Raw genomic sequence first — 13,090 nt, forward strand, 5'->3', positions numbered from 1 at the left:
CTGCCTTAGCCCCTGTTGAAGCCTTGATTCTTAGCCAATCTGCAGGATGCAGAGCTGACCGGTTCAACAACGGGGAGTTCTCGAAGAACTTCGACGCCTACTTCGGCAGCTGAGGCCGAGCGGCAGGAGCACCGCCCCGCACAGGAACCAACTGCCCAGCACGTCCAGCGGCCAGTGATAGCCGCGCAGCACCAGACCGATGCCCGTCGCCGTGGTCAGCAGGACAGCGGCGACGGGCATCACCCATGACCACGACCGCCTCGCGTACGGCGCGACCAGCAGCGCCGCCGCGCCGTACGCCACCGCGGCCGTCGCGGCATGGCCGGACGGGAAGTAGCCGGTGGCGTCCGTCAGCGGTCCCGGACGGGCGATCAGGGCCTTCAGCGGAACGACCAGCAGGGGCACCGCGCCCATGGTGAGCGCCGCGTACAGCGGCTCACGGCGAGCACCGCGCACCAGGGCCCAGGCGATCGCGCAGCCCAGTACCGGGAGCGCGATCTGCATATTGCCCAGATCGGCGAGGAACTCGGTCAGCCGGGCGGGGCCGTGTCCGACGACGGCCCGGCCGGCTCGCTCGTCGAGTGCGCGCAGCGGGCCGCCGACCGCGACCTGCCAGGCGGTGAGCGCGAAGAGCGCCAGGAGCGACAGGGCCAGGGAAAGGAAAAGAGCCGGCCGCCCGGGAACAGGGGGGGTGGTTCCGGGGCGGCCGGTCGGACCGGTTTGCCGCACGCCCCGGGGGGTTTGGGGCGAGCGGCCATCCGATCGGTGAGGAGTTCCGGAGCCAGGGGCTCCAGCGGTGTGCGCGAAGGCACGGCCAGGACGGCGCTGGGGAAGCTCCGGCCCGGCATCGCCCGCAGTCCCCTGCGGGCGGGGTGTTTCTCTCATCTGCAGAAACCGTACGGCAGCCGATGGGGGGCCGACAGCGGGAAACAGATCCCGCCATCGGCCCCCCACACGTTCTTCACAGGCCCTCACGCGGGCCCCTCGTATCCCCTGCGAGAACGAGTTCCGGAGCCGCTGTGGTTCGCACGGATCAGATCTGGCCGAAAGCCTGCTCGATGACGTCGAGCGCCTCGTTCAGCAGGTCCTCGCCGATCACCAGCGGCGGGAGGAAGCGCAGGACGTTGCCGTACGTGCCGCAGGTGAGGACCAGGACGCCCTCCGCGTGGCAGGCCTTGGCGAGCTTCGCGGCGGCCTCCGGGTTCGGGTCCTTCGTGCCGGACTTCACCAGCTCGATCGCGATCATCGCGCCGCGGCCGCGGATGTCACCGATGATGTCGCCGTTGCCGAGCTTCGACTGCATCTCGGCGAGGCGGCCCTTCATGACCTCCTCGATGCGCTTCGCCTTCCCGTTCAGGTCCAGCTCGCGCATCGTCTCGATGGCACCGAGCGCACCCGCGCAGGCGACCGGGTTGCCGCCGTAGGTGCCGCCGAGGCCGCCGGAGTGGGCGGAGTCCATGATCTCGGCGCGGCCGGTCACGGCGGAGAGCGGGAGACCGCCCGCGATGCCCTTGGCGGTGGTGATCAGGTCCGGGACGATGCCCTCGTCCTCGCAGGCGAACCACTGGCCGGTGCGGCAGAAGCCGGACTGGATCTCGTCGGCGACGAAGACGATGCCGTTGTCCTTGGCGAACTGGGCGATCGCCGGGAGGAAGCCCTTGGCCGGCTCGATGAACCCGCCCTCGCCGAGCACCGGCTCGATGATGATCGCGGCGACGTTCTCCGCGCCGATCTGCTTGTTGATCTGGTCGATGGCCTGGGCCGACGCCTCGGCGCCGGCGTTCTCGGCACCGGTCGGCCAGCGGTAGCCGTACGCCACCGGCACCCGGTAGACCTCGGGCGCGAACGGGCCGAAGCCCTGCTTGTACGGCATGTTCTTGGCGGTCAGCGCCATCGTGAGGTTGGTGCGGCCGTGGTAGCCGTGGTCGAAGACGACGACCGCGGTGCGCTTGGTGTGGATACGGGCGATCTTCACCGCGTTCTCGACGGCCTCGGCGCCCGAGTTGAAGAGTGCGGACTTCTTGGCGTGGTCGCCCGGCGTCAGCTCGGCGAGCTGCTCACAGACCTCGACGTACCCCTCGTACGGCGTGACCATGAAACAGGTGTGGGTGAAGTCGGCGAGCTGCGCGGACGCGCGGCGCACGACGGCCTCGGCGGAGGCGCCCACCGACGTCACGGCGATACCGGAGCCGAGGTCGATCAGACGGTTGCCGTCCACGTCCTCGATGATCCCGCCACCGGCGCGGGCGGTGAACACCGGCAGGGTGGAGCCCACACCTGCGGCCACCGTCTCCAGACGGCGGGCCTGCAGCTCCACCGACTTCGGGCCGGGAATGGCAGTGACGACGCGGCGCTCCTGCGGGATTGCGGTCATGAGGGGCTCCTGGGGGGATGTTTCGGACGCTTCTTCGTGCAGGCTATGGGCGAGGCCCGGGGTACGGCATGTTCCGTTCGGGAGTGGTGCTCGCGCGCCGTTGTCCGCCACGGACATAGCGAGGGGGTGCGGGGGCCCGGGGGACGGGGCCCCGATCCGGGGGAGCCTTGCTGAACTCGCCGTGCGTGCGCACTAGATTGACCGGGACAGCGGACGGACTCGGCCGGTCAGGGGGCAACGGTTCATGACGAGCGACGACGCGCACGGTGTGCGTGGCACGAGTGGTACGGAGCGGGAAGGCGGCCGGCCCGACGGGCCCCGCCGCTCGGTGCCACGCCCGGCCGGGCCGCCGCCTGCCGTCCCGCCGATGCCCGTCGGCGCGCCCCGGAGCGGGCCGCCCACGACTCCGCCGATGCCCGCCGGCCTTCCCGGGGCGGGGCCGTCGATCGCCGAGTGGCTGAACACCGTCCGCCCCGCCGTCGAGCCCGGTGTCTGGCGCTACGGACATGTGCCGCGCCCCGCCGAGCGGCCGCCGCGTCCCTCCCTGCTCGGGCCGCTGATCGCCCTGGTGCTCTGGCTGGTGATCTGGGCGCTGCTGGCGGACTTCCGGATCCCGTACGTGAAGGTGCCCCTGGAGGCGGCCACACCCGGGAGCTGGTGGGTCTTCGACACTCTGCGGGCAGGCTCCGTTCCGGCCGCTGCGTACAGCATCGAGACGCTCTACAACCAGCTGCTGGTGCTGATCGCGGGGCTGTGGGCAGCCCGCGTCGGACACTGGGCGGGGCTCTTCCAGTACTGGGCCGGACCCCGGCCGGAGCGTGCCCGGCTGACGCTCTCGGGCTTCGGGGCCCTGCTCGCGCTGTGGCTGGTCTGGAGCGGCAAGGTGCCGCTGCTGGACGTCGTGCTGTACCTGATCCCGCAGAGCTGGCTGCAGGGCGGCGGGAACGAGTACCTGGCGGCCGTCGTCGCCTACGGGGCGTATGCGCTGGTCATCGCCGCGGTCGTGTGGCCGTTCGCCCGGATCGGGCACTGGCGCACCTCCCTCCGTGACCGCGCGGCCCGCCGGGCCGGCACGCGTCCGCAGGACGAGCGGGTCCCGTCGTCTCCCGCTCCTTCTCCTGTGACGCCTCCCGCGACCGGAACGGGCGCGGCGCACTGGCCGGAGCTGCGCGCCGCAGGACGCGTGGAGGCGGCGGACGTGCTCACCGCGGCCGTCCGGGCCGGGCGCCTGAACGACGTGGACTGCGTACGCCTGAACCGTGCCTGGGAACGGGCGCGGGGCCGTCACGACGGCACGGCGTCCTTCGACGAGACGGTCGTGCGCCAGGGGGCCGACGCCTTCCTGCATCCTTCGGGGAGCCGGGACCTTCCCCTGCGGACCGCGCGCCACGATCTGCTGGCCGGCCAGGTCCGGATCGGTGATTGCGTGGACGACGAACGCAACCCGTACGCGCGCAGAGGTTCGGGCATGGCCCTGGACCCCGCCCTTCTCGGTACGTCCCTGCTGGTGGTCGGCCCGCCCGGTGCGGGCAAGACGGCGCGGCTGGTGCGTCCGGTCGTCGAGACGCTGGCCCTCCAGGCCCTGACGGGTGGGGCGGCGGTGCTCGCGGTGGGCGCCGCGGGGACGTCCCTCGGTCCCGACGACGCGTACGACGTCGTGGTGAAGATCGGCGACCCCTCGTCCGTCCACGACTTCGATCTGTACGGCGGGTCGGCCGACCCGGACGAGGCCGCGGCCACCCTCGCGGAAGGACTCGCTGGGGACGTGCCCGGCCTGGACGGGCGGCGCGCGGCCCTGGCCCTCGGGCAGCTGCTCGGCCCCTACCGGGCCGTCCACGGCTGCTTCCCGGCGGTGCCGGAGCTGCGGGAGCTGCTGGCCGGGGACGAGTCCGCCGTCGGTGAGCTGCGACGTGCCCTGGAGGCGGGCGGCCACTCGGCCATGCTTCGTGAGCTGGATGCCCGGATCCGGCAGACCGGCGGCGCGGGCGACCCCGCGGCGGTACTGGCCGATCGCGTCGCCCTACTCGACCGGCCCGCGTTCGCCGGGTTCTTCGCCACCGGGGAGGAGGCGCGGCCCTTCTCGCTCCGCTCCCTGGGACAACATCCGCTCAGGGTCCGGATCGACCTGCCGGAACGCGCCCATGCCGGGGCCTGCCGGGTGCTGACCCGCCTCGTCCTCACACAGTTCAACGCGATCGCCGCGGCCCGCCCCGACCGGTCGGTCTTCACCTGTCTGGTGCTGGACGACGCGACGCACACGGTCACCGCCGAGACCGTCCAGGGGCTCAGGCGGCTGAGGTCGGTGAACGCCGGTGCCGTACTGGCGCTGCGCACCCTCGACGACGTTCCCGAGGGGCTGCACTCCGCGCTGCTGGGCGCGGTGGGATGCGGCATGATCTTCTCGGGCGCCACCACCTGGGACGGGAAGCGGTTCTCGGAGGCCTGGGGCAAGGAATGGGTCTCCGTCCGCGAGGTCGCTCAGCACGGGGTCTTCGCCGACCAGCCCTTCACCCGTGCCATGCACGCGCTGCGCAAGCTCGCCACCGGCAAGGCGGTCACCGTCGACGCGGTCACCGTGCGGCAGGTGGAGCGCGAGCGCTGGTCCGCCTCCGCGCTGGCGTACGAGCTGCCCGCGGGCCACGCGGTCCTCTCCATGACGACGGTCGACGGTGAGCACGTGCCCCCGCTGCTGGTGGATCTGAACGGCTGAGCGGCGCGGGGTGCGGCCCGCGGCACCGGGCATGGTCATGCCGAACCCCGCCAGCCTGGCAGAATTGGCAGGAGCCGTTCATACGGGACGGCGAAAACCGACTCCCCGAGGTCCCGCGGTCCCCATGCCCCTCACTCTCGCCTCGCTCGTCCAGCGTTCGGCGCTCAGACTCACCGTGCGCGCGGGGGCGGACCGGCTCGACGCGCCCGTGCGCTGGGCGCACGCCAGCGAGCTGACCGACCCCGTTCCGTACATGGAGGGCGGCGAGTTCCTGCTCGTCACCGCCACCAACCTCGACGCGGAGAACCCCGAGGCGATGCGGCGGTACGTGCGGCGGCTGGCCGGGGCCGGAGTCGTCGGCCTGGGCTTCGCCGTCGGCGTCCACTACGACGAGGTGCCGCAGGCGCTGATCGACGCGGCCGAGGAAGCGGGGCTGCCGCTCCTCGAAGTGCCGCGCCGCACCCCGTTCATCGCCATAGCCAAGGCCGTGTCCTCGGTGATCGCGGAGGACCAGTACCGGGCCGTGACGGCCGGGTTCGAGGTCCAGCGGGAGCTGACCAGGGCCGCACTCGCGGGCGACGGCCCCGGCGAACTCCTCACCCGGCTCGCCGCGCACCTCGACGGCTGGGCCGCGCTGTACGACGCGGCCGGCCAGGTCGTCGCCGCGGCCCCCGAGTGGGCCGCCCGCCGCGCCGCCCGGCTCACCCCCGACGTGGAACGGCTGCGGGACCGCCCGGCCCCGGCCAGCGTCGTCGTCGGCGACACCGACGACCGGGTCGAGCTCCAGTCCCTGGGCACCGGCCGCCGGGTCAGGGGAGCGCTGGCCGTCGGCACCGGCGCGGCACTCGGCACCGCCGAGCGGTACGCCGTGCACTCCGCCGTCGCCCTGCTGACCCTGACCACCGCACGCTCCCGGTCCCTCCAGGGCGCCGAACAGCGCCTCGGCGCGGCGGTACTGCGCATGCTGCTCGCCGGCCAGCCGGACCACGCCAGGGCCGTCGCCGGAGACCTGTACGGGGGGCTGCTCGACGCCCCGTTCCGGCTGCTCATCGCGGAGGCGTCCGACCCCGCCACCCCCGCGTCGCTCGGCGAGGCGATGGAGGCGGCGGCCCTGCGGTCCGGCGAGACCCTGCTGACCGTCCCCGAGGGCGACCGGCTCGTCGTCCTCGCCGCGGACGGCGGAGCGGCGGTCGCGGCGTGCGCGGCCTACGCGGAGGCCCAGGAGGCGAGGACGCCCGCCGAAGGGACGAAGCCGGAGGAGGGCCAGGTGGTCGTGGGCCTCTCCGCGCCGGCCGGCCCGATCGCCGTCTCCGCCGCGTACAAGCAGGCCGAGCAGGCCCTGTCGGTGGCCCGCCGCCGGGGCAGGGCGCTGGTCGAGCACGAGGAGCTGGCGGCCGGCTCGGTGCTCCCGCTGCTCGCGGACGACGCGGTACGGGCCTTCGCCGACGGAATGCTCCGCGCCCTGCACGAGCACGACGCCAAGGGCCGCGGCGACCTCGTGGCCTCGCTGCGGGCCTGGCTCGCCCACCACGGCCAGTGGGACGCGGCCGCGGCGGACCTGGGAGTGCACCGCCACACCCTGCGCTACCGGATGCGCCGGGTGGAGGAGATCCTGGGCCGCTCGCTGGACGATCCCGATGTCCGGATGGAGCTGTGGCTGGCCCTGAAGGCCACGGGCACCCCGCCGACCCCCGAGCCGTAGCGGTCCGGCGGAACCGCGTGTTCCGTCCGCATCCGACAAACCGGCGCGTCCCCGGCACGCACTGCTCCACCCCGGACAAACGCCAGGGCGGCCGTGCGGCCCTACGGTGGGGGCAAGACACCCCCACCGCTCCGAAGGGCCGGAACCTCCATGACTTCCACCCACGCCTTCTGGCTCGCCGGCCGCCAGGCCACCGGCGAGGACAGCTTCGACGTCACCAACCCCTGGGACGGCCGTCTCGTGGGCACCGTCAGCGTGCCGACCGACGCCCAGATCGAGGAGGCCGTCGCGGCCGCGCACGCCGTGCGCGAGGAGTTCGCCGCGACTCCGGCGCACGTCCGGGCCGCCGCACTCGACCACGTCGTACGGCGTCTGGTGGAGCGCACCGAGGAGATCGCCCAGCTGATCTCCGCCGAGAACGGCAAGCCCATCAAGTGGGCCCGCGGCGAGGTCGGCCGCGCCGTCTCCGTGTTCCGGTTCGCCTCGGAGGAGGCCCGCCGCTTCAACGGCGGCGACGCCCAGCGCCTGGACACCGACGCCGGCGGCACCGGCCGTCTCGGCCTGACCCGGCGCTTCCCGCGCGGCACGGTCCTCGGCATCGCGCCGTTCAACTTCCCGCTGAACCTGAGCGCCCACAAGGTGGCCCCGGCCATCGCCGTCGGCGCCCCGATCATCCTGAAGCCCGCCCCGGCCACCCCGATCTCCTCGCTGATCCTGGGCGAGCTGCTGGCCGAGACCGACCTGCCGGCCGGTTCGTGGTCCGTGCTGACGGTCCCCAACGACCGGATGCCCGCCCTGGTCCAGGACGAGCGCCTGCCCGTGATCTCCTTCACCGGTTCCGGCCCCGTCGGCTACTCGATCCTGGAGTCGGTGCCGCGCAAGCACTGCACCCTGGAGCTCGGCGGCAACGGTGCCGCGGTCGTCCTCGGCGACTACGCCTCCGACCAGGACCTGGACTGGGCCGCGACCCGTATCGCGACCTTCTCCAACTACCAGGGCGGCCAGTCCTGCATCTCCGTGCAGCGGGTCATCGCGGACGCCTCGGTCTACGACCGGCTGCTCCCGAAGATCGTCGCGGCCGTCGAGGCCCAGGTCACCGGCGACCCGTCGGACGCCACCACCGATGTCGGCCCGCTGGTCAGCGAGGACGCCGCCAAGCGCGTCGAGTCCTGGGTCGACGAGGCCGTGCAGGCCGGCGCCCAGCTGCTCACCGGCGGCAAGCGGGACGGTGCCACCTACGCGCCGACCGTGCTCGCGGAGCTCCCGGACAACGTCACCCTCTCCTGCGAGGAGGTCTTCGGACCGGTGCTGTCCGTGCAGAAGGTGGACGGCGAGGCCGAGGCCTTCGAGGCCGTCAACTCCTCCAAGTACGGCCTGCAGGCAGGCGTGTTCACCCACGACCTGCAGACGGCCTTCCGCGCCCACCGCGCCCTCGAGGTCGGCGGCGTGATCATCGGCGACGTCCCCTCCTACCGCGCGGACCAGATGCCGTACGGCGGCGCCAAGCAGTCCGGCGTCGGCCGCGAGGGTGTCCGCTACGCCATGGACGACTACACCTACGAGCGCGTGCTGGTCCTCACCGGCCTCGCCCTGTAGTCCGCGAACAGGATCTAACCGATCCACCGACGTCGCCTGTGTTCCGCCTGGACAGCACGACAGCAGGCGACAGATGAACGGCCGGAGCCCACTGTGCGGGGACTCCGGCCGTTTCTGCGTATCTGACCCTGACCTGCAAGTACCGCTAGATTTTGGCTGCTTCAAACATGCGGCTGGGAAAACGGTGGGAAAACGGAGCCGGTCTCCCGCCAAGGCGAACATCGTTCCGCGTAGGAACAAGGACGGGTAGATCCACAGCTACCGGGTCTGGGTGTAGGTGTCGCCGCACCGCAGGTAGGCCAGGGCCAGGAGGGCCCGCCGGCCCGCCGCAAGTCCCCGAAGATCACCGGCAGGTTCGGTACGGAAAGGGGCACCCCAAGATGAGTCCGGACGGAATCGGCGTTCTGCTGCGGACCATCCGCGAACGGGCGAACCGGACCCGGCAGGAGCAGGCGCTGCTGATGGAGGACGCCCAGGACGGCCGATGGTTCGACCCGGACAACCTCAAGCGGTGGCAGAGCGAGAAACGGTTACCCACCCCGGTGTGGCACGACACGATCGCGCGCCTACGGGCTGACGGCCGGTGACGTACGCAGAGCTGTCGCCGCATCACGACAGCACCGACGCGGTCAGGGCAAGGAGGACGAGGTCTCATCGGAGCAACGGCAGCAGCCGCCGTAGGGGCGAGCACGCTCCCCGGCATCGCCCAGGCACGGCAGGGCATCGACGGCGCCCTCGCCGGCACCGGGACCAGCGCCGGAGACCTCGACTGTCTGCAAGCCGCGTTCGAGCGCCACCGCGGCGGATACCGGGGCCGCTCATTTCAAGATCTTCAGGGCACTTCTAGTCGGGCAGGTGGTAGACGGCGAGGGCCGCGGTGTCGTCGTGGAGGCGGTTGTTGCTGTAGATGAGGAGATCGTGATGGAGGCGGTCGAGGAGTTCCCGGGGCTGGAGAGGACCCCAGGAGAGGACACGCTGGGGGAGGGGGTAGAAGGCCCCGGTGTGGTCGCGTGCTTCGGTGACGCCGTCGGTGTAGAGCAGCAACTGGTCGCCGGGACCGAAGGGGTACTCGTCGACCCGGTAGGCCTCCGCGAGGAGCATGCCCAGGTTGAGGGGCGGTGCGGGGTCGGCCGTCTCCAGCTCAGTGACCCCGTCGGAGCGGATGAGGAGGGGCGGGGGATGGCCGCAGTTGACGATGCGGACCACGTGACGGTGGGGGATCTCCGCGAAGACAGCGGTGACGAAGCGCTCGCCCACGTCGTTTCCGGCCAGGCGGGCGGCCCTGCGATTCATGCTCGTCTCCGCCCGGCGGGCAACGGCGGCGAGGTCGGGTTCGTCGTGGGCGGCCTCGCGAAAAGCGCTGAGGAGCGTGGCGGCCGTCTCGACGGCGGGGAGTCCCTTGCCGCGGACGTCTCCGATGACAAGGCGGAGTCCGTACGTGGTGGGGACGGCCTCATACAGGTCACCGCCGATGCGTGCTTCCGCGGCGGCGGACAGGTAGAGGGCTTCGACCAGAATGGGGCCGATGCGGTGAGGGACCGGGCTGAGCAGGACACGCTGCGCGATCTCGGCCACGAAGCGCACGTTGGCGAGGGTGCGTTCCCGGCGCACGCGGTGGGCAGCCAGGATTGTTCCGAGGACGCCGACCACAGCGGTGCTCAGGTAGGTGGCCACGTAGTGGCGCTCCCACACGTAGCTCACCGGGCGGCCCGCGCAGCACGGGGTGCCGGCCAGGACTCCTTCGAAGACGATCGCGAACACGGTGACGCCGGCGACGGCAGCGGGGCCGTGGGCGAAGGCGGCGATCACGGGAAGGGCGATGAGCAGGAAGCTCACCGGCCACTGCACGGGCGTAAGGGGTTCGAGTACCAGGATGCCCGCGATATAGAAGGCGGGCAGCCAGCGCATCCATGCGGGCGCGGCCGGCACCTGCGGGCCCCCATCGCCGGGCCACACGGCGCGGTCGCTCGCCGCCCCGGGGCGGCCCGGCCACCTCACTGCTCACTCCGTCGCAGAGCGAGCGGCGCGAGCACGGACGCTGCCCAGTCGGAGGACGGAGCCGCCGTGTGGGCCTGCATGCGGACGGTGCTCCTGGCGGCTCCACTCAAACAGCCTGTACACGCGGGACTCCTGGCACATGAAGTGGTCAAGACGTCCATCCTGCTGCCCTGCAACGCTCCGGGCCGGCCATTGCTCCAGCCAATGGCATGTCAGGACCTTCGCGCAGGGTTGGCCCGCCGGGACCGGTTGGAAGGCCGTGTATGTCGGGATCGTGCCCCAGTCCTACTTGGTCAGGCCATGACCATCGTGTGGCCGCACCCGCGTGGCCACGGCCGCACCAGCGCGGACGCGCACGCGTACCCGCAGGTCAGAGGAGAACCGCAGGTCAAGGTGGTGCAAGGGGCCCACAGTGCGAGGGCTCCGGCCGTTTCTGCTTCCCCTGCTCACGGCCTGGCCGCCATGTCACTGCGGGGCTGGCCAGTGGAGTGGCTCCCGACCCGATCGGCGTTCGGGGGATGGTGGGAGTGCCGGTAATCGGGTACATCAGGACAAGTAGCACCGGCTGGTACGGCTCGGCAGGCGCCCATGCGCGCTCCGCGCGGACCGGCCGCGTCCGCCCACCCACAACGCGGCGAGGTGAGCTCCTCATGTCCGCACCATCCGCACCGAAGAACACGCCCAGGGTCACCGAGCGTGAAGCGCGCCAAGTGGCCGAGGCCGCGCGCGAACAGGACTGGCACAAGCCGAGCTTCGCCAAGGAACTCTTCCTCGGACGCTTCCGGCTCGACCTGATCCATCCGCATCCGCTGCCGCCCGCCGACGACGTGCGGCGCGGCGAGGCGTTCCTCGCCCGGCTGCGCGAGTTCTGCGAGACGAGGATCGACGGCGCCCTGATCGAGCGCGAGGCGAGAATTCCCGACGAGGTGATCAGCGGCCTCAAGGAGCTCGGCGCGCTCGGGATGAAGATCGACCCGAAGTACGGCGGCCTCGGCCTGACCCAGGTCTACTACAACAAGGCCCTCGCCCTGGTCGGCTCCGTGAGCCCGGCCATCGGCGCGCTGCTCTCCGCACACCAGTCCATCGGCGTGCCGCAGCCGCTGAAACTCTTCGGCAGCCAGGAGCAGAAGGACACCTTCCTGCCCCGGCTGGCCCGTACCGACATCTCGGCGTTCCTCCTCACCGAACCGGACGTCGGCTCCGACCCGGCCCGGCTCGCCACCTCGGCCGTCCCGGAAGGGCCGGACTACGTCCTCGACGGGGTGAAGCTCTGGACGACCAACGGCGTCGTCGCCGATCTGCTCGTCGTGATGGCCCGCGTACCGAAGTCGGAAGGTCACAAGGGCGGCATCACGGCCTTCGTCGTCGAGGCGGACTCCCCGGGCATCACCGTCGAGAACCGCAACGCCTTCATGGGCCTGCGCGGCCTGGAGAACGGCGTCACCCGCTTCCACCGGGTCCGGGTCCCGGCCGCGAACCGCATCGGTCCCGAGGGCGCCGGGCTCAAGATCGCCCTCACCACGCTCAACACGGGACGGCTCTCGCTGCCCGCCATGTGCGTCGGCGCCGGGAAGTGGTGCCTGAAGATCGCCCGCGAGTGGTCCACGGCCCGTGAGCAATGGGGCAGGCCGGTCGCCCGGCACGAGGCCGTCGGCGCCAAGATCTCCTTCATCGCCGCGACCACCTTCGCCCTCGAAGCGGTGGTCGACCTCTCCTCGCAGATGGCGGACGAGAACCGCAACGACATCCGCATCGAAGCGGCCCTCGCCAAGCTGTACGGCTCCGAGATGGGCTGTCTGATGGCCGATGAACTCGTCCAGATCCGGGGCGGACGCGGCTTCGAGACCGCCGAGTCCCTCGCCGCCCGCGGCGAGCGGGCCGTCGCAGCCGAACAGCTCCTGCGCGATCTGCGGATCAACCGGATCTTCGAGGGCTCGACCGAGATCATGCACCTGATGATCGCCCGGGAGGCCGTGGACGCCCATCTGAAGGTCGCCGGGGACATCATCGACCCCGACAAACCCCTCTCCGCCAAGGCGAAGGCGGGCGCGAACGCGGCCGGCTTCTACGCCCGCTGGCTCCCCAGGCTCGTCGCGGGCCCGGGGCAACTCCCGCGTACGTACGGGGAGTTCAGTCATCCCGGCCATCCCGACCTGTCCGCCCATCTGCGCTACGTCGAACGCGCCTCGCGAAAGCTCGCCCGCTCCACCTTCTACGCCATGTCGCGCTGGCAGGGCCGGATGGAGACCAAGCAGGGCTTCCTCGGACGGATCGTCGACATCGGCGCGGAACTCTTCGCGATGAGCGCCGCCTGCGTGCGCGCCGAACTGCTGCGCTCCTCGGACGACCACGGACGCGAGGCCTACCGGCTCGCCGACGTGTTCTGCCACCAGTCCCGCGTCCGGGTCGAGGAACTCTTCACCCGCCTGTGGTCCAACACCGACGACCTGGACCGGCGCCTGGTCGACGGCGTCCTGTCCGGCGCGTACACCTGGCTGGAGGAGGGCGTCATCGACCCGAGCGGCGAAGGACCGTGGATCGCCGACGCCACCCCGGGGCCGTCCGCCCGGGAGAACGTGCACCGGACCATCCGCTGAACCACCGGCCGGGGGGGGGACGTGGACCACCCCGGCCTGGCCCGCACTGCCCCGTTCCGCTTGTCCGCGGCCAGCTACCGTGACTCCTCCCCTACCCCCCACTGCTCATATTC

8 protein-coding genes are annotated in these 13,090 nt (G+C 71.9%); 5 read left to right on the forward strand and 3 right to left on the reverse strand.

What is annotated here, in order from left to right; all coding sequences use genetic code 11:
- Nucleotides 1–63 precede the first annotated feature (63 nt).
- Together ACFVX4_RS39490 and gabT are read right to left on the reverse strand one after the other, a co-directional pair.
- Nucleotides 64–885 carry a phosphatase PAP2 family protein gene (locus ACFVX4_RS39490; RefSeq protein WP_389987581.1) on the reverse strand — a complete coding sequence of 274 codons (822 nt, stop codon included), beginning with the start codon at nucleotides 883–885 and terminating at the stop codon, nucleotides 64–66.
- A gap of 148 nt (nucleotides 886–1,033) precedes the next feature.
- Entirely contained in the window at nucleotides 1,034–2,374 is a 1,341-nt protein-coding gene (gene gabT, locus ACFVX4_RS39495; protein WP_266427411.1) for a 4-aminobutyrate--2-oxoglutarate transaminase, read from the reverse strand.
- 244 nt (nucleotides 2,375–2,618) lie between these two features.
- Here gabT and ACFVX4_RS39500 point away from each other — a divergent pair, with 244 nt between their 5' ends.
- The 4 genes from ACFVX4_RS39500 to ACFVX4_RS39515 all read left to right on the forward strand — a co-directional run bounded on the left by ACFVX4_RS39500 (nucleotide 2,619) and on the right by ACFVX4_RS39515 (nucleotide 8,969).
- A complete protein-coding gene (locus ACFVX4_RS39500; protein WP_389987584.1) occupies nucleotides 2,619–5,084 on the forward strand; it encodes an ATP/GTP-binding protein in 2,466 nt (821 codons plus the stop codon).
- A gap of 124 nt (nucleotides 5,085–5,208) precedes the next feature.
- Nucleotides 5,209–6,786 (forward strand): PucR family transcriptional regulator, encoded by a 1,578-nt coding sequence (locus ACFVX4_RS39505; RefSeq protein ID WP_389987587.1) that lies wholly within the window; start codon nucleotides 5,209–5,211, stop codon nucleotides 6,784–6,786.
- A 150-nt stretch (nucleotides 6,787–6,936) separates the two neighbouring features.
- Nucleotides 6,937–8,382, forward strand: a complete 1,446-nt coding sequence (locus ACFVX4_RS39510; protein WP_266427419.1) for an aldehyde dehydrogenase family protein — start codon at nucleotides 6,937–6,939, stop codon at nucleotides 8,380–8,382.
- Between the two features lie 380 nt (nucleotides 8,383–8,762).
- On the forward strand, nucleotides 8,763–8,969 hold the full coding sequence (locus tag ACFVX4_RS39515; RefSeq protein WP_389987590.1) for a hypothetical protein: 207 nt from the start codon (nucleotides 8,763–8,765) through the stop codon (nucleotides 8,967–8,969).
- Between the two features lie 256 nt (nucleotides 8,970–9,225).
- Here ACFVX4_RS39515 and ACFVX4_RS39520 read toward each other — a convergent pair whose 3' ends face one another.
- Nucleotides 9,226–10,380: a PP2C family protein-serine/threonine phosphatase gene (locus ACFVX4_RS39520; protein WP_389987593.1), complete on the reverse strand. Its 1,155-nt coding sequence runs from the start codon at nucleotides 10,378–10,380 to the stop codon at nucleotides 9,226–9,228.
- A 650-nt stretch (nucleotides 10,381–11,030) separates the two neighbouring features.
- On the opposite strand from ACFVX4_RS39520, the gene ACFVX4_RS39525 reads away from it, so the two are divergent.
- Nucleotides 11,031–12,977 (forward strand): acyl-CoA dehydrogenase family protein, encoded by a 1,947-nt coding sequence (locus ACFVX4_RS39525; RefSeq protein WP_389987596.1) that lies wholly within the window; start codon nucleotides 11,031–11,033, stop codon nucleotides 12,975–12,977.
- The last annotated feature ends 113 nt before the right edge of the window (nucleotides 12,978–13,090 follow it).

It is taken from the genome of Streptomyces sp. NPDC058240 (genome assembly GCF_042882135.1).
Taxonomy (GTDB): domain Bacteria; phylum Actinomycetota; class Actinomycetes; order Streptomycetales; family Streptomycetaceae; genus Streptomyces.

What these genes read in the sequence shown, in the direction of transcription:
- ACFVX4_RS39490 (WP_389987581.1), bottom strand. Translation starts at nt 885, where the DNA reads ATGAGAGAAACACCCCGCCCGCAGGGGACTGCGGGCGATGCCGGGCCG.
- gabT (WP_266427411.1), bottom strand. Translation starts at nt 2,374, where the DNA reads ATGACCGCAATCCCGCAGGAGCGCCGCGTCGTCACTGCCATTCCCGGC.
- ACFVX4_RS39500 (WP_389987584.1), top strand. Translation starts at nt 2,619, where the DNA reads ATGACGAGCGACGACGCGCACGGTGTGCGTGGCACGAGTGGTACGGAG.
- ACFVX4_RS39505 (WP_389987587.1), top strand. Translation starts at nt 5,209, where the DNA reads ATGCCCCTCACTCTCGCCTCGCTCGTCCAGCGTTCGGCGCTCAGACTC.
- ACFVX4_RS39510 (WP_266427419.1), top strand. Translation starts at nt 6,937, where the DNA reads ATGACTTCCACCCACGCCTTCTGGCTCGCCGGCCGCCAGGCCACCGGC.
- ACFVX4_RS39515 (WP_389987590.1), top strand. Translation starts at nt 8,763, where the DNA reads ATGAGTCCGGACGGAATCGGCGTTCTGCTGCGGACCATCCGCGAACGG.
- ACFVX4_RS39525 (WP_389987596.1), top strand. Translation starts at nt 11,031, where the DNA reads ATGTCCGCACCATCCGCACCGAAGAACACGCCCAGGGTCACCGAGCGT.